This is a genomic window from Streptomyces sp. NC-S4, from assembly GCF_054353315.1.
On the sequence record NZ_CM135937.1, the window covers coordinates 943,515 to 969,215 of the forward strand.

General features: G+C 71.6%; 29 protein-coding genes. 13 read left to right on the forward strand and 16 right to left on the reverse strand.

Annotated elements, in window-relative coordinates; genetic code table 11:
* Positions 1-180: 180 nt before the first annotated feature.
* From ACXNSR_RS03820 to ACXNSR_RS03860, 9 genes are all read right to left on the reverse strand, one after another.
* Positions 181-1,098, reverse strand: coding sequence for a MurR/RpiR family transcriptional regulator (locus tag ACXNSR_RS03820; protein WP_458640719.1), 918 nt, complete (start codon positions 1,096-1,098; stop codon positions 181-183).
* A 65-nt stretch (positions 1,099-1,163) separates the two neighbouring features.
* Positions 1,164-1,871: an NADPH-dependent FMN reductase gene (locus ACXNSR_RS03825; RefSeq protein ID WP_458640720.1), complete on the reverse strand. Its 708-nt coding sequence runs from the start codon at positions 1,869-1,871 to the stop codon at positions 1,164-1,166.
* A gap of 118 nt (positions 1,872-1,989) precedes the next feature.
* Positions 1,990-2,331: a TcmI family type II polyketide cyclase gene (locus tag ACXNSR_RS03830; protein WP_327733771.1), complete on the reverse strand. Its 342-nt coding sequence runs from the start codon at positions 2,329-2,331 to the stop codon at positions 1,990-1,992.
* 20 nt (positions 2,332-2,351) lie between these two features.
* Positions 2,352-2,831: an SRPBCC family protein gene (locus tag ACXNSR_RS03835; RefSeq protein ID WP_458640721.1), complete on the reverse strand. Its 480-nt coding sequence runs from the start codon at positions 2,829-2,831 to the stop codon at positions 2,352-2,354.
* Position 2,832: 1 nt separating this feature from the next.
* Positions 2,833-3,087, reverse strand: a complete 255-nt coding sequence (locus ACXNSR_RS03840; RefSeq protein WP_458640722.1) for an acyl carrier protein — start codon at positions 3,085-3,087, stop codon at positions 2,833-2,835.
* Between the two features lie 18 nt (positions 3,088-3,105).
* Positions 3,106-4,332 (reverse strand): beta-ketoacyl synthase N-terminal-like domain-containing protein, encoded by a 1,227-nt coding sequence (locus tag ACXNSR_RS03845; RefSeq protein ID WP_458640723.1) that lies wholly within the window; start codon positions 4,330-4,332, stop codon positions 3,106-3,108.
* On the reverse strand, positions 4,329-5,600 hold the full coding sequence (locus tag ACXNSR_RS03850) for a beta-ketoacyl-[acyl-carrier-protein] synthase family protein (RefSeq protein ID WP_458640724.1): 1,272 nt from the start codon (positions 5,598-5,600) through the stop codon (positions 4,329-4,331). The genes ACXNSR_RS03845 and ACXNSR_RS03850 overlap by 4 nt, the downstream gene beginning before the upstream one ends.
* On the reverse strand, positions 5,597-6,040 hold the full coding sequence (locus tag ACXNSR_RS03855) for a cupin domain-containing protein (protein WP_150255520.1): 444 nt from the start codon (positions 6,038-6,040) through the stop codon (positions 5,597-5,599). The genes ACXNSR_RS03850 and ACXNSR_RS03855 overlap by 4 nt, the downstream gene beginning before the upstream one ends.
* A gap of 105 nt (positions 6,041-6,145) precedes the next feature.
* A complete protein-coding gene (locus ACXNSR_RS03860; protein WP_458640725.1) occupies positions 6,146-7,243 on the reverse strand; it encodes a SchA/CurD-like domain-containing protein in 1,098 nt (365 codons plus the stop codon).
* Positions 7,244-7,515: 272 nt separating this feature from the next.
* Between ACXNSR_RS03860 and ACXNSR_RS03865 the strand changes: the two genes are divergently transcribed.
* Positions 7,516-9,147, forward strand: a complete 1,632-nt coding sequence (locus ACXNSR_RS03865) for an FAD-dependent oxidoreductase (RefSeq protein WP_458640726.1) — start codon at positions 7,516-7,518, stop codon at positions 9,145-9,147.
* 50 nt (positions 9,148-9,197) lie between these two features.
* Here ACXNSR_RS03865 and ACXNSR_RS03870 read toward each other — a convergent pair whose 3' ends face one another.
* Positions 9,198-9,410 (reverse strand): acyl-CoA carboxylase subunit epsilon, encoded by a 213-nt coding sequence (locus ACXNSR_RS03870; RefSeq protein ID WP_458640727.1) that lies wholly within the window; start codon positions 9,408-9,410, stop codon positions 9,198-9,200.
* A 218-nt stretch (positions 9,411-9,628) separates the two neighbouring features.
* On the opposite strand from ACXNSR_RS03870, the gene ACXNSR_RS03875 reads away from it, so the two are divergent.
* From ACXNSR_RS03875 to ACXNSR_RS03890, 4 genes are all read left to right on the forward strand, one after another.
* Positions 9,629-9,850: a hypothetical protein gene (locus ACXNSR_RS03875; protein ID WP_458640728.1), complete on the forward strand. Its 222-nt coding sequence runs from the start codon at positions 9,629-9,631 to the stop codon at positions 9,848-9,850.
* Between the two features lie 288 nt (positions 9,851-10,138).
* Entirely contained in the window at positions 10,139-11,569 is a 1,431-nt protein-coding gene (locus ACXNSR_RS03880) for a glycoside hydrolase family 16 protein (protein WP_458640729.1), read from the forward strand.
* A gap of 125 nt (positions 11,570-11,694) precedes the next feature.
* Complete coding sequence (locus ACXNSR_RS03885) at positions 11,695-12,231, forward strand: pyridoxamine 5'-phosphate oxidase family protein (protein WP_458640730.1); 537 nt, start codon at positions 11,695-11,697, stop codon at positions 12,229-12,231.
* An 88-nt stretch (positions 12,232-12,319) separates the two neighbouring features.
* Positions 12,320-13,156 (forward strand): class II glutamine amidotransferase, encoded by an 837-nt coding sequence (locus tag ACXNSR_RS03890; protein ID WP_458640731.1) that lies wholly within the window; start codon positions 12,320-12,322, stop codon positions 13,154-13,156.
* Positions 13,157-13,175: 19 nt separating this feature from the next.
* On the opposite strand, the gene ACXNSR_RS03895 is transcribed toward ACXNSR_RS03890, so the two are convergent.
* Positions 13,176-14,060 (reverse strand): MBL fold metallo-hydrolase, encoded by an 885-nt coding sequence (locus ACXNSR_RS03895; protein ID WP_458640732.1) that lies wholly within the window; start codon positions 14,058-14,060, stop codon positions 13,176-13,178.
* Positions 14,061-14,186: 126 nt separating this feature from the next.
* Here ACXNSR_RS03895 and ACXNSR_RS03900 point away from each other — a divergent pair, with 126 nt between their 5' ends.
* Together ACXNSR_RS03900 and ACXNSR_RS03905 are read left to right on the forward strand one after the other, a co-directional pair.
* Entirely contained in the window at positions 14,187-14,615 is a 429-nt protein-coding gene (locus ACXNSR_RS03900; protein WP_458640733.1) for a MarR family winged helix-turn-helix transcriptional regulator, read from the forward strand.
* A gap of 89 nt (positions 14,616-14,704) precedes the next feature.
* Entirely contained in the window at positions 14,705-15,757 is a 1,053-nt protein-coding gene (locus tag ACXNSR_RS03905; RefSeq protein WP_458640734.1) for a LacI family DNA-binding transcriptional regulator, read from the forward strand.
* A 71-nt stretch (positions 15,758-15,828) separates the two neighbouring features.
* Here ACXNSR_RS03905 and ACXNSR_RS03910 read toward each other — a convergent pair whose 3' ends face one another.
* A complete protein-coding gene (locus ACXNSR_RS03910) occupies positions 15,829-16,491 on the reverse strand; it encodes a DUF4360 domain-containing protein (protein ID WP_458640735.1) in 663 nt (220 codons plus the stop codon).
* A 255-nt stretch (positions 16,492-16,746) separates the two neighbouring features.
* Here ACXNSR_RS03910 and ACXNSR_RS03915 point away from each other — a divergent pair, with 255 nt between their 5' ends.
* On the forward strand, positions 16,747-18,549 hold the full coding sequence (locus tag ACXNSR_RS03915; RefSeq protein ID WP_458640736.1) for a galactose oxidase-like domain-containing protein: 1,803 nt from the start codon (positions 16,747-16,749) through the stop codon (positions 18,547-18,549).
* Here the strand turns inward: ACXNSR_RS03915 and ACXNSR_RS03920 are convergent.
* From ACXNSR_RS03920 to ACXNSR_RS03930, 3 genes are read right to left on the reverse strand one after another with little or no spacing between them, the layout of a single operon-like run.
* Entirely contained in the window at positions 18,546-19,145 is a 600-nt protein-coding gene (locus ACXNSR_RS03920; RefSeq protein ID WP_458640737.1) for a HutD/Ves family protein, read from the reverse strand. The two genes, ACXNSR_RS03915 and ACXNSR_RS03920, sit on opposite strands and share 4 nt — an antisense overlap.
* Complete coding sequence (locus tag ACXNSR_RS03925; RefSeq protein ID WP_458640738.1) at positions 19,142-19,513, reverse strand: DUF4180 domain-containing protein; 372 nt, start codon at positions 19,511-19,513, stop codon at positions 19,142-19,144. The genes ACXNSR_RS03920 and ACXNSR_RS03925 overlap by 4 nt, the downstream gene beginning before the upstream one ends.
* Positions 19,514-19,529: 16 nt before the next feature.
* Positions 19,530-19,970, reverse strand: a complete 441-nt coding sequence (locus tag ACXNSR_RS03930; RefSeq protein ID WP_458640739.1) for a MarR family winged helix-turn-helix transcriptional regulator — start codon at positions 19,968-19,970, stop codon at positions 19,530-19,532.
* Positions 19,971-20,124: 154 nt separating this feature from the next.
* On the opposite strand from ACXNSR_RS03930, the gene ACXNSR_RS03935 reads away from it, so the two are divergent.
* Entirely contained in the window at positions 20,125-21,621 is a 1,497-nt protein-coding gene (locus ACXNSR_RS03935; protein WP_458640740.1) for an MFS transporter, read from the forward strand.
* An 84-nt stretch (positions 21,622-21,705) separates the two neighbouring features.
* Entirely contained in the window at positions 21,706-22,224 is a 519-nt protein-coding gene (locus ACXNSR_RS03940; RefSeq protein ID WP_458640741.1) for a mycothiol transferase, read from the forward strand.
* A gap of 68 nt (positions 22,225-22,292) precedes the next feature.
* Here ACXNSR_RS03940 and ACXNSR_RS03945 read toward each other — a convergent pair whose 3' ends face one another.
* Complete coding sequence (locus ACXNSR_RS03945; protein WP_458640742.1) at positions 22,293-23,654, reverse strand: FAD-dependent oxidoreductase; 1,362 nt, start codon at positions 23,652-23,654, stop codon at positions 22,293-22,295.
* Between the two features lie 208 nt (positions 23,655-23,862).
* Here ACXNSR_RS03945 and ACXNSR_RS03950 point away from each other — a divergent pair, with 208 nt between their 5' ends.
* The 3 genes from ACXNSR_RS03950 to ACXNSR_RS03960 all read left to right on the forward strand — a co-directional run bounded on the left by ACXNSR_RS03950 (position 23,863) and on the right by ACXNSR_RS03960 (position 25,697).
* Positions 23,863-24,054 (forward strand): DUF5302 domain-containing protein, encoded by a 192-nt coding sequence (locus ACXNSR_RS03950; RefSeq protein WP_458640743.1) that lies wholly within the window; start codon positions 23,863-23,865, stop codon positions 24,052-24,054.
* A gap of 169 nt (positions 24,055-24,223) precedes the next feature.
* Complete coding sequence (locus ACXNSR_RS03955) at positions 24,224-24,637, forward strand: rodlin (protein ID WP_458640744.1); 414 nt, start codon at positions 24,224-24,226, stop codon at positions 24,635-24,637.
* A 145-nt stretch (positions 24,638-24,782) separates the two neighbouring features.
* Complete coding sequence (locus ACXNSR_RS03960) at positions 24,783-25,697, forward strand: glycoside hydrolase family 19 protein (protein ID WP_458640745.1); 915 nt, start codon at positions 24,783-24,785, stop codon at positions 25,695-25,697.
* The last annotated feature ends 4 nt before the right edge of the window (positions 25,698-25,701 follow it).

Consider the following 25,701-nt stretch of genomic DNA (forward strand, 5'->3'; position numbering starts at 1 on the left):
ACCTGAGGAGGTTCGCCGTACCGCGAGTACGTTCGGGAGGACATGGGGGTCCTCCTTGGCATCTGGTGGATCCGGAGCGCCGTCGTCAGTAAACATATATACCGTCGAGTAAGCAAGAGTATGAAAAATTTCATGCACTTCGAGGGCTGAATATCGCCTGGTGAAGCAGGCCAGGAGGGGCTAGAGGAAGAAGCCGTGCTGGTCGGCCACGTGCTCGTAGCCCTCCAGCCGGGCCTGGGTCCGTTCCGGGTCGGCGTCGGCCATCGCCTGCAACAGGGCCGCGGACAGCATTCCGGGGGCCGCGTACGAGTCGAAAACCAGCCGTGACCCGGTGCCCGCCGTCAGTGCCACGTCCGCCTCGTCCACCAGCGGCCCCAGGGTGGGGTCCGTGATCAGGACCACACGCAGCCCCGTACTGCGCGCGGCGCGGATGGCGGCCAGGGTCTCCTTGGCGTGCCGCGGCATGGCGAAGGCCAGCACCCAGGTCCCGCCGGCCGCCCTGGACTGCAGCAGCGCGTCGAAGGCGACGCTGCCGCCGCGGGTCACCAGGCGCACGTCGGGGTGGATGCGCCGGGCCGCGTACGCGAAGTACTCGGCGAGCGAGACCGAGATGCGCAGGCCGAGGATGGTCAGCGGCACGGAGGCGGCCAGCTCACGGCCGATGTCCAGCACCTGGTCGGTGTCGGCGAGCAGCCTGCGCACGTTCTCCAGGTTCTCGATCTCGGCGTCGACGGCTTCCTGCAGCTCGTTGCGGCGGATCTGCGCCCGGGTGTCCGGGGCGCCGGCGACGGCGCTCAGCGCGATCGGCTGCAGCACGTCGCGCAGGGCGGGGTAGCCGCTGAAGCCGAGCGAGGCGGCGAAGCGGGTCACGGAGGGCTGGCTCACGCCCACCCGTTCGGCCAGTTCGGTGATCGAGAGGAACGCGGCCTCGGTGAGGTGGTCGATCAGGTACTGGGCGATGCGGCGCTGGCCCGGTGACAGGCGGCGTCCGTCGAAAAGCGCGAGGAGCCGGTCGGCCGGAGGGCGAACCTCTTCGGACGACTGACCCCCTGGTGTGATCGCAGCCGCTTGTGCGCGTGCCTGCTGCCCCGATGACACTCGAGGGCCTCCCTAACTCATGTCACTCGCGCCCAACATAACTCACCCCCTGTGGCCGATGATGATCAGTCCTGGGCGCGCGAGGTCACGGGGGCGTCGGTGCGGTCGCCCAGGAACTCGTACCAGCGACGCTGCAGGCACAGGTAGCGGGTGTCCGCCTCGACGAGGTCGAGGAAGGAGCCGATCGTACTGGTGAGGCGCTCGCCGAGGCCCGGGTCGGTGAGGGCGCCGTCCTCGGCGAACGCCTGGTGGGCGCCCGCCAGGCTGAACATGTCCGGGTAGACGCGCGCGCCGAGGTGTTCCAGCGGTACGCGCAGGGCCCACAGCCCGCGGTTGCCGCCGACCATCGAGGGCGAGGCCGACACCAGCAGGGTCTGCTTGTCCTTGAAGGGCTGCGGGCGGTAGCGGGAGACCCAGTCGATGGCGTTCTTGAGCACGCCCGGCACGGAGGCGTTGTACTCGGGGGAGGCGATGATCAGCGCCTGCGCGGCCTCGATCCGCGCGCACAGGGCCCGGGCCCCTTCGGGCAGTCCCTCGTCGGCCTCCACGTCGCCGTCGTACGGCGGCATCGGGAAGTCGCCGAGGGTGACGGCCCGTGCGGTGGCGCCCGCCCGGGACACCAGCGCGGCGACCAGGGAGCCGAGGCGGGCATTGACCGATCCGGTGCGGGAGGAACCGGACAGGACGAGCACGTGCAGGGAGGTACGGGCGTGCTCGCCGTCGTGCGGACGGGCCGGATCCGCCGGGAAGTGGTCGGTGTCGTTCGGGTTCATGCCGTCTGCTCCTGCTCTCTTCCGGCTTGCTGCTTCCTGCTTCCTGCTTCCTGCTTCGGTCGGCCACACGCGGCGGGACCCGCACACTCCGGTGTGCGGGTCCCGTCCGGGCCGCGGGTCACTTCGCGCCGGGGTTCTCCCAGCGGTAGAACTCGTGGGCCATGGCGTCCTTCGGGCTGCGCCAGGTGTCCGGGTCGTGCGGGCTGATGTAGGCGGTCAGCCGCTCGCTGAGGTTCTGGAACTCCGGGTGCTCGGTGACCTTCGCGATGGCCGGGCCGGGCGGCCGGTCCGACTCGATCAGGTGCAGGTAGACGTCGCCGAACTGGAAGAGGCTGCGGCGCGTGACCCCTACCAGGTGCGGGAGTTCACCCGCGTCCGAGCCCCTGAAGAGGTCGGCGATGTCCGGCGCCGAGCCCGGCGCCATCCGGGCGACGATGAGAGCGCGGTGCGTCTGGTTCATCCGGGTGTTCGCCTCTCTTCTCAGACTCGGCTGACGGCGGGGGCGCGGCCCTCGCGCTGACGCTTCTCGATCTTGTCCCGGATGAGCGCCATCTGGATCGGGGAGTTGCGGTTGATGTTGTCGGTCATCCACGCGTCGTCGACGGGGGCGTCCGGCTTCATCGCGAAGTCCTGGGTCCACTTCATCCGGGTGCCACCGGGCACCTTGAAGTACTGCCAGTGGATGTCCATGTGCGCGAACGGGCCGGTCTCCACCCGCCGGGCACGGACCGTGAGGCCCTTGCGGTCGACGGTCCGCTCCGAGACCCAGCTCCACACCTTGCCGTTCTCGTCGGGGTGCATGGTCAGGCGGAAGCGGGTGGTGTCGCCCTGCTCCTCGAGCACCTCCAGGGAGGCGTACTCGCTGAACAGCTGCGGCCAGCTGGGGAGATCGTTGGTCATCTCCCAGACGAGGTCCACGGGCGCGTTGACGGTGATCTCGTTCTCGGTGTGTCCCGGCATGTCAGGCTCCTGTCATCAGACTGTGGTTGACGAGGTCGAGGAATTCCCCGGGGGTCTTGCAGCGGTCGGCGTGGGTGGGCAGGGCCCGCCCCCGCCGGTTCTCCAGTTCGCCGACGATCCCGAGCAGGCCCAGCGAATCGAGGCCGTACTCGTCGAAGGCGGAGTGCGGACGGCTCGCCAGGTCGGAGGGATCGACGGTGATGCCGGCCTTCTTCATGAGGGCCGCCAGTTCCACCAGGGTCAGTCGGTCGGACATCTCGGTTCTCCCTTCTTCCTACGCGCCCTTGCGGACGACGAGCGCGGAGTTCGACCCCATCCGGCCGCGGCTGAGCACCAGCGCGGTGCGCAGCTCCGCGGGGCGGGCACTGCCGGTCACCACGTCGAGGTCGTGGCACACGTCGTAGACGTTCGGGGTCGGCGGGACGATGCCGTGCTCCAACGCCAGGACCGCGGCCGCGGTGTCGAGGGCGGGAGCCGCGCAGTACGCCCTGCCCGTACCGGACTTGGGCGCCGTGACCGGCACCTTCCGCCCGTACGCGCCGAGGGCGTCGGCGATGGCGGCCGCCTCGGCGGCGTCGGCCTCCGGGGTCCCGATGGCGTCGGCGAAGACCACGTCGATCTCCTCGGGCGCGCAGCCGGCTTCCCGGAGGGCGCCGCGGATGGCGTGGGCCAGGCCTTCGCCGGCGGTGTCCCGCCGGCGGGTGCCCGTGAAGGTCGCGCCGTGGCCGGCCAGGACGGCCCGTACGGTGGCGCCGCGGCGGACGGCCTCTGCCTCGTCCTCCACGACGAACATCGCGCCGCCCTCGGCGGGGACGAATCCGCAGGCCTTGTCGGTGAACGGCCGGTAGGCGCGCTCGGGGTCCTCCCCCGTGCTCAGCCCCTCGTACTCCAGCTGGCAGACGATGGAGTACGGCGCCAGCGGTGCCTCCGTCGCCCCGACCAGCATGGCCCGGCTGCCCTGGCGGATCCCGCGGACGGCGTGCGCGAAGGCGTCCAGTCCGCCCGCCTCGTCGCTGGCCACGACCCCGCAGGGGCCCTTCAGCCCGCGCCGGATGGAGATCTGGCCGGTGCTCGCCGCGTAGAACCAGGCGATCGACTGGTACGGGCCCACGAAGCGCGGCCCCTGCTCCCAGAGGTGCTGGAGCTCGCGCTGGCCGAACTCGCCGCCGCCGGATCCGGCGGCGGTGACGACGCCCACGGAGAAGGGATCGCCCTCGTAGTCGGCCCGGCCGAGCCGGGCGTCCTCCAGGGCCAGGTCGGCCGCGGCGAGGGCGTGGTGGGTGAAGCGGTCGGTCTGGACGAGGAAGCGGTCCTCGACCATCGCGCCGGGGTCGAAGCCCCGGACCTCGCCCGCGACGCGCAGCGGCAGGTGCTCGCAGCCCGCCCTGGTGACCCGGTCCAGTACGTTGAGTCCGGACTGGGTCGCCTTCCAGAAGGCGTCGGCGCCCACGCCGTTGGGCGCGACGACGCCGATGCCCGTGATGACCGTACGGCTGGTCACGAGACCTCCTCCTTCGGCCGGGTCATGACCACGGCGGACTGGAATCCGCCGAAGCCGCTGCCGACCGAGAGCACGCTGCGCAGCTTCCGGCCGCGGGCGACGCGGGGTACGTAGTCCAGGTCGCACTCGGGGTCGGGCGTCTCGTAGTTCGCCGTCGGCGGTACCACCTGGTGGGTCATGGCGAGTACGCAGGCCGCGAGTTCGATGGCGCCGATCGCGCCGAGGGAGTGCCCCACCATGGATTTGATGGAGGTCATCGGCGTCTTGTAGGCGTGGTCGCCCAGGACCCGCTTGACCGCCGCGGTCTCGTGGCGGTCGTTCTGCTTGGTGCCGGAGCCGTGCGCGTTGACGTAGTCGATCTCGTCGGCGGCGACGCCGGCCTCGGCGAGGGCGGTTTCGATGGCCCGGGCCATCTCCAGGCCCTCGGCGGTCAGCCCGGTCATGTGGTGGGCGTTGCCGAAGGTGGCGTAGCCGCCGATCTCGCAGTAGACGGTCGCACCGCGGGCGCGGGCGTGTTCCAGCTCTTCGAGTACGAGGACGGCGCCGCCCTCGCCGAGGACGAACCCGTCCCGGTCGGCGTCGAACGGCCGGGAGGCGTGGGCCGGGTCGTCGTTGTTCGGCGAGGTCGCCTTGATGGCGTCGAAGCAGGCCACGGTGATGGGCGATATGGGTGAGTCGGAGGCACCCGCGATGCACACGTCCATCCGGCCCTCCGCGATGGAGTGCACGGCGTACCCGATGGCGTCGAGTCCTGAGGTGCAGCCGGTGGAGACCGTCTGGACCGGGCCCCGCGCGCCCGTCTGCTCCGCGACGGCGGAGGCGAGGGTGGCGGGGGTGAACGCCCGGTGCAGGAACGGGCCGGCCCTCTTGTGGTCCACGTCCCACCAGGCGCCGGACTGGCTGACGGCCACGTAGTCGTGCTCCAGCCGGGTGGTGCCGCCGACGGCGGTGCCGAGGGAGACTCCGGTACGCCAGGCCTCGTCGGTGGTGAGGTCGAGTCCCGCGTCCTTCACCGCCTCCCGGGCGGCCACCAGGGCGAACTGGATGTAGCGGTCCGCCCGGTCCGCCTCACCCGGCTCGAGGCCGTGCGCGGCGGGGTCGAAGTCGACCTCGGCGGCTATCCGGGAGCGGAACCCGGCCGCGTCGAAGAGGCTGATCCCGCGTGTCGCCGTTCGGCCGTTGGAGAGCAGGTCCCAGAAGTCACGGACGCCGATCCCGCCGGGCGCGACGACGCCGACTCCGGTGACCGCCACCCGCCGGCGGGTCACGAGACCGCTCCCGTACGGTCCGGCGGCTGCTCCCACGCGGTGCTCTCCGGGTGCGGGGCCTGCTCGGTGTCCACGTGGCCGAGTTCGGGGCGCGGAGCGAGCGGGCCGAGGTGGAAGACCATGCGGGCCTCGGTGTCCCCCACGTTCCGGAAGCGGTGGCGCACGTTGAGCGGGACGAGGAGTCCCTGGTCGGTGCGCAGCGGGTGGGCCTCGCCGTCGAGGTCGACCTCCAGCCGGCCGCTGACCACGTAGACGAACTCCTCGGAGTACGGGTGGTAGTGCTCCGCGATCGACTCCCCGGGGGCCATGATCGCCAGGCCCATGAAGCCGCTGGTGGAACCCACGGAGGTCGGGGTGAGCACCGCCCTCAGGTCGCCGCCGCGCCGACGGTTGGGGGGCGTCTCGCTGAGGTCCACGATGCGTGGGCGCTGTTGGGTCATGGCGGGTTCCTCCTGCGTGTGGGGAGAGCCTGGGTACGGATGGGTCGGGATCGGGGGTGGAGCGGGTGGAACGGGTGGAGCGGTGGGCCGGAGGGCCGGGGAGGATCAGGAGTCCGCGGGTGCCCGGCGGTCCGTGATCAGGTTCATGGTGTGGCCGGCGGTACGGACCCGCCTGCCGGCCCGGGCCGTCAGCCGGTCGAGCACCGCCGCCTTGCGCGGCCCCGAGACGCCGAAGGTGGTGTCGGGCTCGGCGTCGAACGGGCCCCGGACGTCGATGAGCCGGACGACGATGTCGTCACGCTGGAAGATGCTGCTGCTCCGAACGGGGCTGCCGGAGTGGCGCGCTGCCGCTTCGTCCTGGCGCGCCAGGAACTTGGCGAGTGCGGCGCCGCAGCCGGGCTTGGCCGGGTAGAAGAGCGCGTGCCGCTGGACCTCGGCGGACTCGGGCTCGGGTGCGGCGATGTGGTGGACCGCCGGGAGCGCCGCCCGCATGAAGAACATGCGCGCGGACTCGGGGTCGTTCAGGTTCCGGTTCTGTTCGAGGTAGGGGTTGATGGCCTCCTCGACGGCCCGTACTTCGGGCTGCTCGGAGACGTGCCGCAGGGCCGCCATCAGGTCGCCCTGGACCTCGACCGTCCGCACGACCCGGTTGCCGTGCATGAACAGGGAGGTGCGGCACAGGCGGGTGTGGTCGTCGACCCGGGCCTCCGGGGAGGCGTAGCTGGAGAGGATGGCGGCGACGTCCCGCTCGCTTCCCGGCTTGACGGTGAAGGTGAGGGCGTGGCGCACGATGCCGGCCCCCAGCCGGGGGGTCTGCTGCAGGCGCGCCGTGGCCGGGCGGGACTCCTGGCCGTAGCCGCGGCCGGTCTCGCGCAGGACGGTGAACTTGAGCGGGCGCATGGCCCGGGCGCACGCGCCGAGCGGCTTCACCTGTTCGGCGTGATGCTCACTGTTGACCCATGCGAGGTACTGCGGGGCGCTTTCCCACTCGCTGGTGATGAGCCATTGGGAGGGATTCTCGAAGGACTGGCACAGCTGGTCGCTGATGTGGCCCGGAACCGACGCGATGTCGTGGCGGAGCTGTTCGTACGCCTCGAAGAACTGCTGCTGGGTCCCCTCGTGGAGATCCATCAGCAGGACGACCCGGAGCATGGAGCCGTCGAAGGCTGACTGCGACACCCGTTCGGACAGGGTGGTTGTCATCTACTCACTCCTTCATGAGGGGGTGGAGATCCATCGCGTACGGACCCCTCGTCCGTCACCGGTGGCGTCCGCCCGGGCCGGCGGCCGCCTCGGTGGGGGGCAGGCCGGCGCGTCTCAGGGGGAGCCGCTGTCGCTCATCGTCGTCCGGGTGGGGACGTACCGCTACATGTCCGGATCAAGCGGGTGACAACCGGCGAATCAACTGGGCCTCATCCCGGATCGGGGGCATAAAGAGTCCACTCCCCCACACAGAAAACAGGAGCCCGCAGCTGATGGAAGACAACGCCGATGTTCGCGTACCGGTTCTCGTCGTGGGCGGCTCCCTCGTGGGCCTGTCCACCTCGCTTTTCCTGAGCCGCCACGGAGTGAGGCACCTGCTGGTCGAGAAGCACTCCGGCACCTCCGCACACCCGCGGGGCCGTGGCATCAACGCCCGGACGATGGAGCTGTTCCGCACGGCAGGGGCGGAGCGCGCGATCCGCCGGGCGGCGTCCGTACTGGAGGGAAATCAGGGCATTCTGCAGGCCCGGTCGCTGATCGACGGCGACCACAACTGGCTGGTCAAGTCGATCGATCCGGCCGGGGCACTGGCCCGGTTCAGCCCGACCGGCTGGTGTCTGTGCAGCCAGAACAACATCGAGCCGGTGCTGGCCGAACAGAGCCGTGAGCTGGGCGCGGACATCCGGTTCGCCACCGAGCTGATGAGTTTCGACCAGGACCCCACGGGGGTGAACGCCGTGGTGAAGGACCGGGAGACGGGCGAGCACATCACCGTGCGCGCCGACTTCCTGATCGCCGCGGACGGGCCGCGCAGTCCCGTCAGGGAGCAGCTGCGGATCCCCCAGACGGGTAACGGCGAGCTGTTCCACAACGTGAGCGTCACGTTCCGCTCGGAGAAGCTCGTCGAGGTGCTGGGCGACCTGCGCTTCATCGTCTGCTACCTGATCCGCCCCGGAGCGGACGGGGCGCTGCTGCCCGTGGACAACAAGACGCAGTGGGTCTTCCACGCCCCGTGGCACCCGGAGCAGGGCGAGACCCTGGAGGACTTCACCGACGAGCGGTGCGTGGACCAGATCCGCGACGCGATCGGCGTACCCGACCTGGACGTGAGGATCGGCGGCAAGGCCCCGTGGCATGCGGCCGAACGGGTGGCGCAGCGGTATTCGTCCGGACGGGTGTTCCTGGCCGGGGACGCGGCCCACGAGATGTCCCCCACCGGGGCGTTCGGCTCCAACACGGGGATCCAGGACGCGCACAACCTGGCGTGGAAGATCGCCGCGGTACTGGACGGCTCGGCCGGCATCGGGCTGCTCGACACCTACGAGGCCGAGCGGCTGCCGGTGGCACGGGCCACCAGCGAGCGTGCGTCGGCCCGTTCCGCGGAACACAGCCACCCGGGGTACGCGCCGCCGCCCACCATGGGCGGCGGGCCGGGCAGCGGGGTCCTGACCACCGCCATGGGCTACGCCTACCCGCAGGGCGCGCTCGTCGACGGCGAGCCCGGACGGCCCGTCATCCCGGAGAACCTGCGGCTGGTCGGCGACACCGGGACCCGGGCCCCGCACATGTGGGTGACCCGGTCGGGTGAGCGGATCTCCACCCTGGACCTCTACGAGCGCTCCTTCGTGCTGCTCAGCGGGGCGGGGACGCCGTGGCAGGAGGCCGCCCAGCGGGTGGCCGGGCAGCTGCGGGTGCGGCTGGAGGCCTACAGCATCGGCTCCGGGCCGGGTGCGGACCTGGTCCAGGAGGGGCGCTCCGACTGGACCGAGGTCCACGCGATGAGCGCCGAGGGCGCCGTGCTCGTACGGCCGGACGGATTCGTGGCCTGGCGCTCGGAGGGAGCCGTGGCCGATGCCGCGGCGACGCTGCGCGAGGTCCTCTCGACGGTGCTGCGCCGGGCGTGAGGACCTCGTCCCCGGTTCCGCCGGCCGTGCGTGCGGCCGGCGGAAGCGGTTCAGTGGCAGGCCCAGCAACCTGCCCAGCAGCCGGCGGCGGCGGGCGCGGCGGTGCGCCGACGGCCGGGCCCGGCGCCTGCGGCCGCGTCGCCGCCGCCGGAGGTCCGCCCTGCGTAACACGCGACGACGACCGCGATCGCGGCCAGTTCCTCAGGGGCGGCGACGCCCCGCTCCACACGCAGCAGGCTCGCTATCGGGACATCCTTCGACATCGGCACGGCCTCTCTCACGGGGGCTGCGCGTGCGCCCGGTCGCGTCGCGAGGGGCGGACCGGCTCGGCTCCGGCGCGGGCGGCACACGGGTTGCTCGGCGCGCTGACGGGACGTGTTCCGCGTGAGCGAACCGGCCTGCGGACTCCGGCGGGATCACCTGGAATCCTGTCGCGACCGACGCTACAAGAGCGCGCCGTGCGCGGCATTCCGGGCCGGCCGTGGTGACCGGCCACCGGGCGCTGCTGTGCCGGGGCTGCGCCGGCAACCTGTACGCCGTCTGCACCGTGGACCACGCGGGCGGAAAGGCGGTCGGCCAGTGGGAGGTCGACCACGAGACGCCCGTGCCGTGCCCGCTGTCCGGGCTGCTGCCGCTGACCGGGACGGCGGCCTCCGTCCACGACCTGCCCGGCGCCGAGGAGGTGCTCGGTCCGCCGGTGTGACGTGCGGCGAGCGGGTCCGTACGGGTGAGCGTCCCGCCGCCGGCCCCCGGCCGGCGGCCGGCGGCGACAGGTGTCCCGGTCGGCGGCCACGCCGGCGACCGGGACACCCCGCGTTCACTGATTGAACTCGCCATGCCCGCAAATGCCTTGCCGGTTCAATCTCTTGACGGCCCGTGAGGGCGCGGAGGACAGTGTCCAGCGGCGGCGGCTTGAGAGCGCTCTCAAGCCGCCCGACGCGCTGACCCTTCCCCCCGCACCGCGCCTCGGCGCGCTTCAGAGAGGGCACCCATGCACGAGATATCCGGCCGGAAGCGGCCGACGGCCCGGCGGGCCGTGTTGGCCGCGCTCAGCACGATCGCGGTGGTGGCGACGGCCGCCGCGGCCGTGGTCCTGCCCGCGAACGCCGCGGCTCCCCCCGCGCCCACCGGCTGGTCCCGGGTGTTCCTCGACGACTTCGACGGCCCCGCGGGGTCCGGGGTGAACACCGCCGACTGGCAGTACACCACCGGCACCTCCTACCCCGGCGGACCCGCCAACTTCGGTACCGGCGAGATCGAGACGATGACCGCCGACCCCTCCAACGTCTCCCTCGACGGCATGGGCAACCTGCGCATCACCCCGCGCCGGGACGCCGCCGGCCGCTGGACGTCGGGCCGCGTCGAGACCCGGCGGGCCGACTTCGAGCCCCCGGCGGGCGGCAAGCTCCGTTCGGAGGCCCGCATCCAGATGCCGAACGTGACGGGCCCGGCCGCCAAGGGCTACTGGCCGGCCTTCTGGATGCTGGGCGCCCCCTACCGGGGCAACTGGTGGAACTGGCCGGGCATCGGCGAGATCGACATCATGGAGAACGTCCAGGGCCTCAACAACGTCTGGGCGACGGTGCACTGCGGCACGAGTCCGGGCGGTCCCTGCAACGAGACCTCCGGAATCGGCGGGCAGCGCGTCTGCCCCGGCGCCACCTGCCAGGCGGGCTTCCACACGTACGCCGTCGAGTGGGACCGCTCGACGGCGGTCGAGCAGATGCGCTTCTACGTGGACGACTTCAACTTCCATACGGTGCGGGCCGACCAGGTCGACGCGACGACCTGGACCAACGCCACGAACCACGGATACTTCGTCATCCTGAACGTCGCCATGGGCGGCGGATTCCCGGACGCCTTCGGCGGCGGACCCGACGCGGGCACCCAGCCCGGGCACGCGATGGTCGTCGACTACGTGTCCGTCCTGCGCTCGACCGGCGGCACCACACCGCCGACCACCCCGCCCACGACTCCCCCGACGACCCCGTCGACCACGCCGCCCGGTAACCGCGACGCGTACACGGCGATCCAGGCCGAGTCGTACGACGCCCAGTCGGGCGTGATCAAGGAGAGCACCACGGACAGCGGCGGCGGCCAGGGCCTCGCGGCGATCGGCAACGGCGACTGGGCGCTGTTCCGGGGCGTCGACTTCGGATCCACCCCGGCCGGGCAGTTCTACGGGCGCGTGGCCAGCGGTGCGGCCGGCGGGGTCAGCGGACTGGTCGAGGTGAGGCTCGACGACCGGGCCTCGGCCCCGGTCGGCAGCTTCTCGGTCGCCTCCACCGGCGGCTGGCAGAGCTGGCGCACGGTGCCGGCGAACATCACCGCGGTCACGGGCACCCACGACGTGTACCTGACCTTCACCAGCGGCCAGCCCGCCGACTTCGTGAACGTGAACTGGTTCGACTTCGGCCATTGATGCGCGGCGCCGTCCCCGCAGGACCCCGCGGGGACGGCGCCGGACGCGGGCCCGGTGGACGGCCTGGGCGTCCCGGGACAGGCTGGTGACCGACCGCAGCCACAGTCCGCAGCAGGAGGACAGCCGTGCCCGACGAGGAACCCGGTGAGGGACCCCGTGAGGAACCCCGCGCCGAGCTGGACGCGCGGTACAGCGACGAACGGGCGACGGCCGTGCCCTGGCGGGAGGCCGTCACCCGGTTGGCCGCGGCGGAGCTGTACTGGCTGACAACCGTGCGCCCCGACGCCCGGCCGCACGTCACCCCGCTGATCGGGGTCTGGGCGGACGGCGCGCTGCACTTCTGCACCGGGCCCCGGGAACGCAAGGCCAAGAACCTCCGCGCCAACCCCCACGTCGTCCTCACCACCGGCACCAACACCCTCCACGAGGGATTCGACCTGGTCGTCGAGGGTGAGGCGGTGCGGGTCACGGATCCCGACCGGTTGCGCCGGCTCGCCGCCGCCTGGGAGGCAAAGTACGGCGCCGAATGGCACTTCGAGGTGGGGGACGGCGTGTTCGTGAATCCCGACGCGGGCGAGGCGGTGGTCTTCGCGGTCCGCCCGGGCACCGCCTTCGGTTTCGGCAAGGGCGGCTACAGCCAGACGCGCTGGCTCTTCTCCTGACCCGCGGCCGCCGCCCACGGCCTGTCCCGCGAGAACCCCGACGTCAGCGGGGTTAGGCTCGGAGCAGGTCGCGAAGGGGATGGTGCGCATGTGTCGCTGGCTCGCCTACTCGGGTTCGCCCATGCTCCTCGACACCGTGCTCTACCGCCCCGAGCACTCCCTGATCAACCAGAGCCTGCGGGCCAAGATGGGCGCCGAACCGACCAACGGCGACGGTTTCGGCATCGGCTGGTACAGCGCGGACGGCGACGGCACCCCGGCGGTCTTCCGGGACGTCGGCCCGGCGTGGAGCAGCCGCAATCTGCAGGAGCTCGCCGCGCACGTCCGCTCACCGCTGTTCTTCGCGCACGTCCGCGCCTCGACGGGGTCGGCCGTCCAGCAGTCCAACTGCCATCCGTTCCGCCACGGACGCTGGCTGTGGATGCACAACGGCGCGATCGCGGACTTCCACCGGCTGCAGCGCGATCTGTGCATGGCCGTCGACCCGGCGCTCTTCCCGTCCATCGAGGGGTCCACCGATTCCGAGGTGATGTTCTACCTGGCGGTGACTTTCGGTCTCGACCAGGACGCCCCGGGTGCGGTGGCCAGGATGGCGGGGTTCGTGGAGCGCCTCGGCAAGGAGCACGGCGTGGCGGAACCGCTCCAGATGACGGTGGCGGTGAGTGACGGCGTGCACGTATGGGCCTTCCGCTACTCCAGCCAGGGGAAGTCCCGCTCGCTGTTCTACAGCTCGCGGGCCGAGACCGTCCGGCACCTGCACCCGGAGGTGCCGTATCTGAGGGAGGTCTCGGACGAGACCCGTCTCGTGGTCTCCGAGCCGCTCGGTGACCTGCCCGGTGTGTGGAACGAGCTCCCGGAGAGCAGTTACGCGGTGATCCCCTCCGGTCCCGGCGCGGACTACCTCCCCTTCGTCCCCGAATTCTGACCGCCGCCCGGCCCGCCGGTCACGCGTCCAGAGGGCGCCAGGCCGGGCCTTCCCCGTCCTGCCGGACGTGTCCGAACACCACATCGGCGAAGTGGACGCCGAAGCCGATGGTGCCGGGCTCCGCCAGCTCGGCGACGAGGCGGTGGCGGTGGCCGGCGGTGAGGTCTCCGTCGTGGTCGAAGCCCGAGGACCACGCGGGGTGGTCGATCTGGAAGGGCGAGTGCACGGCGTCCCCGAAGGCGATCAGACGGCGCCCGCCGCCGGTGATGACGTACTCGGCGTGTCCGACGGTGTGGCCGGGGGTGATCCGTACGCGCACGCCGGGGAAGACCTCCTGACCGTCCGTGACCGTACGGACGCGCGGTGCCAGGGCCGCGACCTGCTCGGCCATGCCCTGGGCCTCCAGGAGGTCGCGCCGCTCCCATTCGGGCTCGGACACCAGGTAGTCGGCATGGGCGAAGGCCGGCCGGTCACCGCCGGGCACGGGGTGGCAGGCCCAGCCGAGGTGGTCGGCGTGGAGGTGGGTGAAGGCCACCGCCTCGACGTCCTCGGGCCTGCGGCCGAGTTCGGCCAGACTGCGCAGGAGCGCGCCGCCCCGGATCGTGGCGAGCGGGCCGTCCGGGGCCCCGTGCGTCTGCGGGCCGAAGCCCGCGTCGATCAGCAGGGCGCGGCCGCCGTGCTCGACGAGCAGTGCGCCGACGCTCCCCACCAGGTGGCCCTCGGGGTCCAGGTACTCGGGATGCGCGGCCCACACCTCCTCGGTGCTGTCCCGGAGCAGCGACAGCGGGCGGAGCCGTACGTCGCCGTCCGGCACGTAGGACACCTTGGTGTCGCCCAGCCGTATCGAGCGGATTCCGGCCGGCCGGCGCAGTCGTACGTCCTGAGCCACCGTCATGTCGGCCATGGGTCATCTCCTGTGAGTTGCCATCGGTTCGCCGCGGTCCGCCGCGGCGACGATCACCATAAACATCAAGTTCGAATCATTCAAGTTGTAAATATTTCGGCTTCATGGACTTGCTAGGCTGGTGCCATGACGACGCCCCCGGAGCTGCAGGCCATCGCGGAGCGACAGCTGTGCGGCCTGGTGAACGGACTGGCCCAGCGGATCGCCGAGCACGTGCGCGAGCGCGCCGCGACCCTGGGCCTCACCGCGTCGCAGGCGACCGCGCTGCGGGAGATGAGCGGGCCGATGACCATGCGCGAGCTCGCCGAACGCATGAGCTGCGAACCCTCCAACACCACCTTCGTCGTCGACAAGCTGGAGAAGCAGAGCCTGATCGAGCGCCATCCGCACCCCACCGACCGCCGTGCGAAGCAGCTCGTCCTCACCGCCGGGGGCACCGCACTGCGCGAGCGCCTCCTCGCGCTCCTCGCCGTGGACTCCCCGCTGTCGGGCCTCGCCCCGGAGGAACAGCGCGTCCTGCGGGGTCTGTTGGAGCGGGCCGCCACCCGGCCGTAACCCGCCGGTGGGGCAGCGACCGCGGGCGATCACCGGTTACCCTGCTGCCCGTCGAGGCCACCGCCCGCAGGCACCGTGGAGGAGCATCCGTGACCGAGCCGCGTCCCGACAGCCGCCCCACCCTGGAGGCCGTCGCGGCGCACGCCGGCGTGTCCCGGGCCACCGCGTCCCGTGTGGTCAACGGCGGCGACGGGGTCCGCGCACATCTGGTGGACCGGGTGCGCACGGCGATCCGCGTACTGGGGTACGTCCCCAACCACGCGGCCCGCACCCTCGTGACCCGGCGCACCGGAGCCGTCGCGGTGATCATCGCCGAGCCGGAGATCCGGATCTTCTCGGACCCCTTCTTCTCGCGCCAGGTCCGCGGCATCGCCAAGGAGCTGACCGCGCACGACACCCAGCTCGTCCTGCTCCTGGTCGAGGACCGCGGCGACTACGAGCGGATCGAGCGCTACCTGGCGGGGGGCCACGTCGACGGAGCCCTCGCCTTCTCCCTGCACACCGACGACCCGCTGCCCGCCATCACCCGCCGCATCGGCATGCCCACGGTCTACGGCGGGCGGCCCGGCTGGACCACGGCGACCGGGGAGGACGAGGGCGAAGGCGTGGCCTACGTCGACGCCGACAACCGCGGCGGCGCGCGCGAGGCCGTGCGCTATCTGCTGGCGCAGGGCCGGAAGCGGATCGCGCACATCTCCGGCCCGCTCGACCAGACCTCGGCGGCCGACCGGCTGAGCGGCTACCGGGACGCACTGGCGGCCGCCGGGCCCGACCTCTTCGCCGAGGGGGACTTCACCCCGGCGGGCGGGGCCCGCGCGATGGCGGAACTGCTGGACCGGGACGCCGGCATCGACGCCGTCTTCGCCGGGAACGACCTGATGGCAACCGGCGCCCTGCGGGTGCTGCGGGAGAGCGGCCGGACGGTGCCCGGGGACGTGGCACTGGTCGGCTTCGACGACGCCGAACCGGTGGCGGAGAGCGCCGACCCGCCGCTGACGACCGTACGCCAGGACATCGAGGGCATGGGCCGCCTGATGGCACGGCTGCTGATGCGCCGCCTGAACGGCGGTCCGGACGGGCGGCCGGCCGCGCCCGATCCGGTGATCACCGCCACCGCGCTGGTGCGGCGCGCGTCGGCCTGACCCGGCACCGGACGCACCGCGGGGGCCCGCCGGGCGGCGGGCCCCCGCGTCGAGGGGCGGGCGTTCCCGGATCAGCGCCGGACCGGGCACTTCTTCCAGGAGAAGTGGTACACGCTGTTGATGCTGCCGTCCGTCGAGTCGAGCGCCATGAAGCTGGTGTGCGCCGGGTCCGAGGTGCCCACCTCGGCGCGCAGCTCGGTGTTGATGTTGAAGTTGCGCTGCTCGCCGCAGGGTGCGAAGACCAGGGCCTCGACGCCGGTGGTGTCGGTCGCCTGCCAGTTGTCGACGAGCTCGCCGTTGAACTTGTGGGTCCGGTACGCGGTCTGGCTCATGCCCTGGAAGTAGTAGCTGGCCTTCTGCGTGCCGACCGCGCCCGGTGCGAGGCTGCCGAAGCCGCGGTAGTCGACCTTGGCCACGGCGTAGGTGTACCCCTGGGGGACGTGGACGTCGAGGGAGAGGAGGCAGTTCTTGCGGCCCTCGACGGCGGAGACACCGCCGCCGGCCTGGGCCAGGTATTCGCTGTAGGTGACGGTGAAGGCCGAGTTGTCCGGGGACACGGAGACGGCGGCACTGCCTGGACGGCAGCCCGATCCGTTCACGGAGGCGACGTCCACGGTGACCTGGTCGGTGGGGGCCGAGGGCGCCGAGGACGAGGCCCCGGCGGCGGGGGTGAGCGCGATGAACGTCGCGGTCACGGCGGCTGCGGTGAATCCGGTACGGAGGGACTTGATCACATCGCCATGGATAGCGGTCCGCGGCGGTCCCGGCCGGCCGACGGGCACGCGGTCTCACCTCGATGGCCGAGGCCCGTCACCGCAGAAACGATAAATCTACTCAAACCCCTCGGCCGGATGGCCTCAGGTGGCGTGGAGCACCGCGTCGCGCCCCGCACTCGTTCCCATTTTTCCTAATATCGGCGAGGTCCTTCAGGCAATCAGCGGGTTCTGGAGCCGGCCGGGGCGCCGGACCCTCCTGCGGTGAGGAGTCCCATGCCCCGCCCACGCGCCGCCCTGTCGGCACTGGCGCTCGCCACCGCCCTGGCCTTCGCCGTCTCCGGCCCCGCCCCCGCCTTCGCGGCGGCCCACCACACCGGCGACGAGGCCGGGGTGCTCGGCGAGGAACACGCCCGCGCCCACCAGCGGCTGCGCGAGGCGACCAAGGGCCCCCAGGGCTACCCGCAGTCGAAGCGCACGTCGAGCCTGGCCTCCCTGGGGGAGTCCCAGCGCAAGGGCAACGCGAAGTTCGACGCGGCCCGGTTCGGCCGGTTCACCCGGTTCTTCCCCTCCCCCGATTTCGGCGTCCACGTGGCCCTGCTGCCGACGGGCAAGGTGCTGCTCTTCTCCTTCGAACGCGTGGAAGCCGATCCCACCAAGGAGACCGGGCCCACCAACACGGTCGGCCGGACCAACGCGGGCCGCGCCTATCTCTGGGACCCCACCCGGGGGACCGGGGCCGGGGCCTTCACCAACGTGCCGCCGCCGGTGGTGCTGATGCCCGACGGCGCCTACGCCCCGCGCCCGGCGCCGTTCTTCTGCGCCGGCCACTCCTACCTCCCCAACGGAATGGTGGGGGTGTTCGGCGGCAACGTCGGCGGGAAGGGCGGCAGCGGCGCCAAGCTGTCCTTCGTGTTCGACCCGTGGACCGAGAAGTGGTTCCGCAACCGCGACATGGCCGTGGGCCGCTGGTACCCCTCGGTGGTGACCGGGCCGGACGGCCGGCAGATCATCATGTCCGGCCAGTCCGAGCGCGGTACGGGCACACCCACTCCGGTGGTGGAGCGCTTCCCCGCGCTCGGGCGGCCGGTGCCCTGGCGTTCCTACGACATCCCGGCGAACGTCCCCGCGGAGCGGCTCCGGTCACAGGCCCCCTTCCGCAACGACTACCCTCACCTCTTCTCGCTGCGGGACGGGAAGATCTACGGGCTCGGCCGCGACGCCGACCAGCAATGGCTCTTCGACCCGGTCGCGGACACCCGCACCGACCTGCCCCGGCGGCCCGCCGACTTCCGCGGCTACGGTTCGGCCGTGCCGCTGCCGGCCGGTTTCCGGGGCCCGGACTCCGTCCTGGTGCTCGGCGGCGACCCGCGCGACCCGCTCACGTACCGGCTGTCCGGCGGCCGCTGGAGCATCGAGGAGCCGAGGGCCTTCGGCCGGACCCAGGACGGGACGCTGATCCTGCCCGACGGGACCCTGCTCACGGTGAACGGCGCCCTGGACACCCGCGACTACGGCAACGGTCCCTTCAACCCGAAGGCCGACCTGAAGTACCGGCAGATCGAACTGCGCGACGCGCGCGGTCACTGGCAGCTGGGGCCGGCCCAGCGGCTGCCCCGCGGCTACCACTCCAACGCCCTCGTCCTGCCGGACGGCCGGATGATGGTCACCGGGGACGAGCTCCAGCAGATCGCCAACGACCCCGACATCAAGGACGGGATGGACGGCAGCATCGAGCTCTACGAGCCCGCCTACCTGCACCGGGGCGCGCGGCCGGCGCTCGACCGGGTCCCGGCGGGCGATCTCGGCCACGACACGGCCTTCCAGGTCACGAGCTCGACGGCGAAGGACGTCGCGCGGGCCGTGCTGCTGGCGCCGACGACCGTCACCCACTCGGTGAACACCAGCCAGCGCCATCTGGACCTGCGGATCACCGGCGTCCACGGCTCCACGATCGGGCTCCGCACGCCACCGGGCGCGGCCGACGCCCCACCCGGGTACTACATGCTCTTCCTGCTCGACGCCAAGGGCGTGCCCAGCACCGCGAAGTGGATCAAACTGGGCACCCGCACCCGCTAGGCCGGGGCCGGGGCCGGGGCCGGGGTGAACCGTACGACTGCCGCGCGCCCGCCCGTACGGACCCGGCAGTCGGCCGGTCCCGTCAGCAGGGCCGCGTCGTACGGGAGCAGCTCCGCGCGGTCACCGGCCCGTTCGAGGACCGCCGGCCCGTCCAGCGCGGCCACCAGCAGCGTCCCGCCCCGCGGGACCGCGAGGGCGAGCTCGCCCCGCACGACGGCGGTCTGCGCCTCCACGGCGCCCCTGCGGTACATCACGTTGAAGTTCACGACGGGCCCGGAGAGCAGTCGGCAGTCGGTCGGCTCGTCCCCGGGGAAGTCCTGCGGCGCGAACCGCTCGTCCACGATCCGGCGCACGCCCGCCACCGTGAGGTCCATGCCCGCTCCCTCGGCGAGGGTCAGGGTGCGTGCGATGCCGGGGAAGGCCGAGAACGGGCCGTCGGCAGCGACCTCGGCCAGGCTCACGCGCCAGCCGAAATCCTCCATGCCCGCACCCTCGGGCCAAGCCGCGATCTCCCGGGTGACTCCCCCGCCGTTCTTCCAGACGGTGGCGGTCCGGTCGGCCGCCCGAAGGACGCACAGCGCGCCGGCTCCGCTCATGCCGCCGGCCCGGCCAGTCGCTCGCCCAGCTCTGCGGCATCGGCGAGGAACCACGTCTGGGTACCGCGGTTGCACTCGCGGACGAAGTCGCGCAGCGCCGGACTGTCCTCCGTGTGGCGCGAGATGTCGCCCAGGACGACGATCCCGACCCGGTACTGGACGAACTTCTGGATGATCGCGCCGGCGACGCGGGTGCTCAGCCGGAAGAACGCGTCGTCGAACCGCCCGGCGGGGATGACGACCCACTGGGCACCCTGGTAGCCGGCGTCGCCGATGCAGTCGAGCGCCTCGCGTTCACCGGCGATGACCTCGCCCTCCGCCTCGCACATCAGCACGGACACGTCGTTGATCGTCTGCAAGGTACTCATGGAGGCCGAGGCTACTTCAGGCGCCCTTCTCCATCGAGGGGCGCAGGCGTCCCAGCAGTGCGTAGAGCGTCGCGCTCTCGGCCTCGTCGAGGGTGTCCAGCGCGCCGTGCATGGCTTGCATCTCCTCGCGCACGCGCCGGATGACCTCGCGGCCCGCGTCCGTCGCGACGACGTTCTTGACGCGGCGGTCGGCGGGGTCCGGCTCCCGGCGCACCAGCTCGCGGGCCTCCAGCCGGTCGACGATGCCGGTCACGTTGGAGGCGTCGCACACCAGCAGGGTGGCGAGGCCGCGCATGGGCACGGGACCGTCGAGCTGGGCGAGGACCCGGGCCTGGGTGGAGGTCAGGCCGTGCTGGGCCGCGGCGGCCGCGAACTCGCGCCATTGGGCGGTGCCGATCGCGGCGAGCAGCTCCAGCAGCTGGAGCTTGGTGGGGGTCTGCGTGACGGTGTCGCTCATACCCGGAGCGTACTCAGGATGCTTCACATTATCAATTGTTTACTTGACCACCTTAACTATCCACGTCTACCGTCGGTCGAGTTACTTGAGAAGGTCAAACATCTGCGTTCCGAAGCTCTTCAGCTCCGAAACACGAAGAAGGTTCACCCCAGCCATGAGCACCCCCTCCCCCGCCACCCCGGCCTCCGGGCACCGCAACGAGACGGTCATCGTCTTCGCGCTGAGCCTGGCCGCCATGGTCGTGTCGATGATGCAGACCCTGCCGGTCCCGATCCTCGGCCTCATCCGTGAGGACCTCGGCACCACCACGGCCAACGTGAGCTGGGTGACCACCGCCACCCTGCTGTCGGCCGCCGTCTTCACGCCGCTGCTGGGCCGGTTCGGTGACCAGCACGGCAAGAAGCCCACCCTGGTCGCCGTGCTCGGCGTCATGGTCGCCGGATCCGTCATCGCCGCGCTGGCGACCTCGCTGCCGCTGCTGATCCTGGGCCGGGTGCTCCAGGGAGCCGCCACCGCGATCTTCCCGCTGGCCCTGTCGGTCCTGCGCGAAGAGGTCCGGCCGCAGAAGCTGCCGGGTGCGATGGCCCTGGTCAGCGGCACGCTCGCGTTCGGCAGCGGGCTCGCGCTCGTCGCGACCGGGCTGCTCACCTCCGGCTCCGGCGCGGACTACCGCAACGCCTTCTGGATGGCGACCGGCTTCGCGCTCCTCGCCCTGCTCGCGGTGGTCTTCCTGGTCCCCGCGACCCGCCACAAGACCGGCGGACGCACCGATTTCCTCGGCGCGCTGACCCTGGGCATCGCACTGCTGCTGCTCCTGCTGCCGATCTCCCAGGGCCACGAGTGGGGCTGGGGCTCCGCCCGCACCCTGGGCAGCTTCGCCGGCGCCGCCGTCATGGCCGCCGTCTGGGTGCTCGTCGAGCGCAAGGTGCGCGAGCCGCTCGTCGACATGAAGATGTTCGTCCACCGCCCCGTGCTCATGGCCAACCTGGCCGGGGTCCTCGTCGGCTTCGGCATGTTCGCGAACTTCCTGGGCGTCTCGTACCTCGTCCAGATGCCCGAGGCCCTCACCGGCTACGGCTTCGACGCGTCCATCCTGCGCGCCTCGGTGCAGTTCCTGCTGCCCGGCGCCATCGTCTCCCTGCTCGCCTCGCCCGTCGGCGGTCAGATCGTGCGCCACCGGGGGCCGCGTACGGCACTGGCCCTGGCCGCGGCCCTCGGTGCGGCCGGCTTCGCCTGGCTGGTCCTGGACCACCAGCACAGCCTCTCGGTGATCGGCGCCGGCCTCGTCGTCGGCGCGGCCGTCAGCTTCGGCTACGCCGCCATGCCCGCCGTGATCATGTCCAGCGTCCCGCACCACCAGAGCGGCATCGCCAACGGCATCAACTCGATCTCCCGCTCCACGGGCAGTGCGATCGGCAGCGCCGTCGTCACCACGATCCTGGCCTCCAGGACGATCGAGCACCTGCCGGCGGGGGTCCCCCCGCTGCCCGCCGAGTCCGGGTTCACCCTCACCTTCGGGATCGGGGCGGTGGCCTTCGCGCTGGTCGCGCTGATCGGCTGGCTCGGCCTGCGCCCCGGGCAGGGCACCGTGGCGGCGGCAGCGCAGACGCAGCAGGCGGCGCCGGCCGAGAAGGCCGACGCGACCCGCTGACGTCACCCGCCCCGCCGGCCCGGCGGTCCGGCCCCCGCGTGTCGCTCGCGGCGGTCGGGCCCCCGGGCCTTGCATGGTGGGTGCATGAAGGCTACGGACGTCATCGCCGACGGTTTCGGACGCATCCGGGAGATCGTGCACGAGGTCCTGGAAGGGGCCCCGCCGGAGCTGCTCAACGCGCGCGTGGACCCGGCGGCGAACTCGGTCACCTGGCTGATCTGGCACCTGACCCGGATCCAGGACGACCACGTCGCGGACGCGGCCGGCACCGAACAGGTCTGGGACACCGGCGGCTGGTCGGAGCGGTTCGCGCTGCCCCTGCCCACCGGGTCGACCGGATACGGGCACTCACCGCAGGACGTCTACACCGTGCGGGTCGACTCGGGCGAGCTGCTGCTGGGGTACTTCGACGCGGTGCACGAGCGGACCGCGCGGTTCGTGCACGGGCTCGCCGCCACCGACCTGGACCGGGTGGTCGACGAACGCTGGGATCCGCCGGTCACCCTCGGGGTACGCCTGGTCAGCGTGCTCGGCGACGACCTGCAGCACGCCGGGCAGGCTGCCTTCGTACGGGGCGTGCTGGAGCGGGAGCGGGGCCTCTGAGGGAGCCCGTACGCCCCGCGGGACGTACGCGGGGCCGGGACCCCGTCCGGGTCCCGGCCCCACTCGCACTACGCGCCGCTCGCCTCGAGCATGCCCTCGCGCTCGACGATCTTCACGCGCTCGCGGCCCTGGGGCTCACCGAGGGCCTTCTCGGCCGCGTCGAGCTTGTACCAGCCCTCCCACGTCGTGTAGCGGACGCTGCGCTCGGCGAGGAACGCCTCGACGGCCTCCGGCGCGGGGGCGGCCGGCTCGCTCAGGCGGCCCTCCGCGTGGTCGGCGAGCAGGTTCGCGACGGTCTCGTTCGCGTCACCCTTGGTGTGGCCGATCAGGCCGACCGGACCGCGCCGGATCCATCCGGTGACGTACGTCGACTGCAGGTGGCCGCCGGCTTCGATCACGCGGCCGCCCTCGTCCGGAACCGTGCCGGACTCCACGTCCCAGGGGAGCTTGGGCAGCTCGTCGGAGAGGTAGCCGACGGCCCGGTAGACGGACTGGATGTCCCAGTCGGTGAAGTTGCCCGTGCCCTTGACGTTGCCCGTGCCGTCGAGCTCGGTGCGCTCGGTGCGCAGTCCGACGACCTTGCCGTCCTCGCCGAGGATCTCGACGGGCGACTCGAAGAAGTGCAGGAACAGCTTGTGCGGGCGCTCGCCGATGTCGCGGATCGCCCAGTTCTCCAGGGTCTTGGCGACCATGTCGGCCTGCTTGTTGCCCCGGCGGGTGGCTATGGAGCCCTCGTCGTAGTCGATGTCCTCGGGGTTGACGATGACCTCGATGTTGGGCGAGTGGTCCAGCTCCCGGAGCTCCATGGGGCTGAACTTGGCCTGCGCCGGGCCCCGGCGGCCGAAGACGTGCACCTCGAGGGCCTTGTTCGCCTTGAGCCCGTCGTAGACGTTCGCCGGGATCTCGGTCGGCAGCAGTTCGTCCGCGGTCTTCGCGAGGATGCGCGCGACGTCGAGGGCGACGTTCCCGACACCGAGGACGGCGACCTTCTCGGCCTCCAGCGGCCAGGTGCGCGGGACGTCCGGGTGGCCGTCGTACCAGGAGACGAAGTCGGCGGCGCCGTAGGAGCCGTCGAGGTCGACGCCCGGGACGGTCAGCGCGCGGTCGGCCGTGGCACCCGTGGAGAAGATCACGGCGTCGTAGAAGGACTGCAGCTCGTCGAGGCTGATGTCGTTCGGGTAGTCGACGTTCCCGAAGAGGCGCACCTGCGGCTTGTCGAGCACCTGGTGGAGGGCGGTGATGATGCCCTTGATGCGGGGGTGGTCGGGGGCGACGCCGTACCGGATCAGGCCGAAGGGCGCGGGCATCCGCTCGAAGAGGTCGATGGACACACCGGGTTCGACGGCCGCCTCGGACTTCAGCAGCGCGTCGGCGGCGTAGATACCGGCGGGGCCGGCACCGACGATTGCTACCCGCAGAGGGCGAGGCATGGCAGAGGTTCCCTTCGAGCGACGGCAAGGTGGATCAAAGGGAACCCTAAACGAAGGTAAACCTAACTCAGCACCCGGTGTCTCTTTATAGCCTCATAACCATAACTTATGACCTCTCCAAGCAGCCCTTGGGGCACAGGAGAACTCGCTGGTCAGCGCGGACGCCACCTGACAGACTGAAGCCGCTTGATCACCCCAGGAGGACAACATGGCTGACGAAACCGACACCCCTCAGGACGAGTCCCCGGCCGAGGCGGCCAAGCGCAGGTTCCGGGAGGCTCTGGAGCGCAACGCCGCGAACGCCCGGTCCCAGCAGTCCCACCAGAGCCGGGCGAAGGTCCAGGGTGCCAGCAGCGGCCCCAGCGGCAAGAACAAGAAGGTCCGCCGCAAGACCGGCTGACGCCCGGACCCGAGGAGCCCGCCCCCGCCACCGCGGCCGGGGGTGGCTCGATCCGGCATTGGGCCAGTCGGGTGAGTGGGGATAACCACGAGCGCCGTCGACAGTTGATCAGCACGTCCCGCCGAGGGCAGCCATCACACGCGACAGTGCGACCAGAAGGATCCCCAACATGCTCAAGAAGTTCATGGCCACCGCAGCCGCCACCGCCGCCGTGCTCGGCGCGGGTGCCGCAGTCGCCTCCCCCGCGATGGCGATCGGCAACGACAACGGCGTGAACACCGTCAACGGCAACGGTGCGACCCAGATCTACGGCAACCAGGAGACCCACGGCAAGATGAGCCCGCAGCTCGGTGCCATCCAGGGCTCGCTCAACAAGCTCTGTGTCGGCCTGCCGGCCAAGGTCAACGCCCAGTCCCTGCTCGCGGTCCTCGCCAACGTCGGCGTCCAGGACGTCAACGTCCTCGCCAGCCCGCAGAACCAGCAGTGCACCGAGAACTCCACCCAGGCCAAGGGTGACGAGGCCCTCTCGCACATCGCCAGCAACATCCCGGTCCTCTCCGGCAACCTCTCCGCGGGCAGCTGATCGGTTCGATTCCGCGCCGGTGTCACGCGTCACGCGTGACACCGGCGCGTTTCATTTGGTCTAGACCTTGACAGGTTCAGACCATTTTCGCTTCAGTGGGCACCGTTGCCCCCACGGCAAGTCCCCCCACTGAAGGAGCAGTTACGTGATACGTGCGCTTCGCCTCCGCGCCCTCGCACTCGCCGCCGCCTCGGCCCTCACGGCCGGCCTCGCCCTCACCCTCCCCTCCTCCCCCGCCGCCGCAGCCGCCCCCTGCGCCGGCGCATGGACCTCCTCCGCCGTCTATACGGGCGGCATGAGCGCTTCGTACGGCGGCCACAACTGGCAGGCGAAGTGGTGGACCCAGGGCGAGACGCCCGGCACCACCGGCCAGTGGGGCGTCTGGTCCGACCAGGGCGCCTGCGGCGGCGGGGGCCAGGACCCGGATCCGGGCAACCCCACCGGATTCGTGGTCTCCGAGGCCCAGTTCAACCAGATGTTCCCGAACCGGAATCCCTTCTACACCTACAACGGCCTGGTCTCGGCGCTCTCCGCCTACCCCGGGTTCGCCAGGACCGGCGACGACACCACCAAGCGGCGCGAGGCCGCGGCCTTCCTCGCGAACGTCTCCCACGAGACGGGCGGACTCGTCTACATAGTGGAGCAGAACACTGCCAACTACCCCCACTACTGCGACGCGAGCCAGCCCTACGGCTGTCCCGCCGGACAGGCCGCCTACTACGGCCGCGGCCCCATCCAGCTCAGCTGGAACTTCAACTACAAGGCCGCCGGTGACGCGCTCGGCATCAACCTGCTCGCCAACCCGTACCTCGTGGAGCAGGATCCGGCCGTCGCCATGAAGACGGCCCTCTGGTACTGGAACACCCAGAACGGCCCGGGCACGATGACCGCCCACGCCGCCATGGTGAACGGCGCCGGCTTCGGGGAGACCATCCGCTCGATCAACGGCTCCCTGGAGTGCAACGGCGGCAACCCCGCCCAGGTCCAGAGCCGCATCTCGAAGTACCAGAGCTTCACGCAGCTGCTCGGGGTGACTCCGGGGAACAACCTCGGCTGCTGAACGG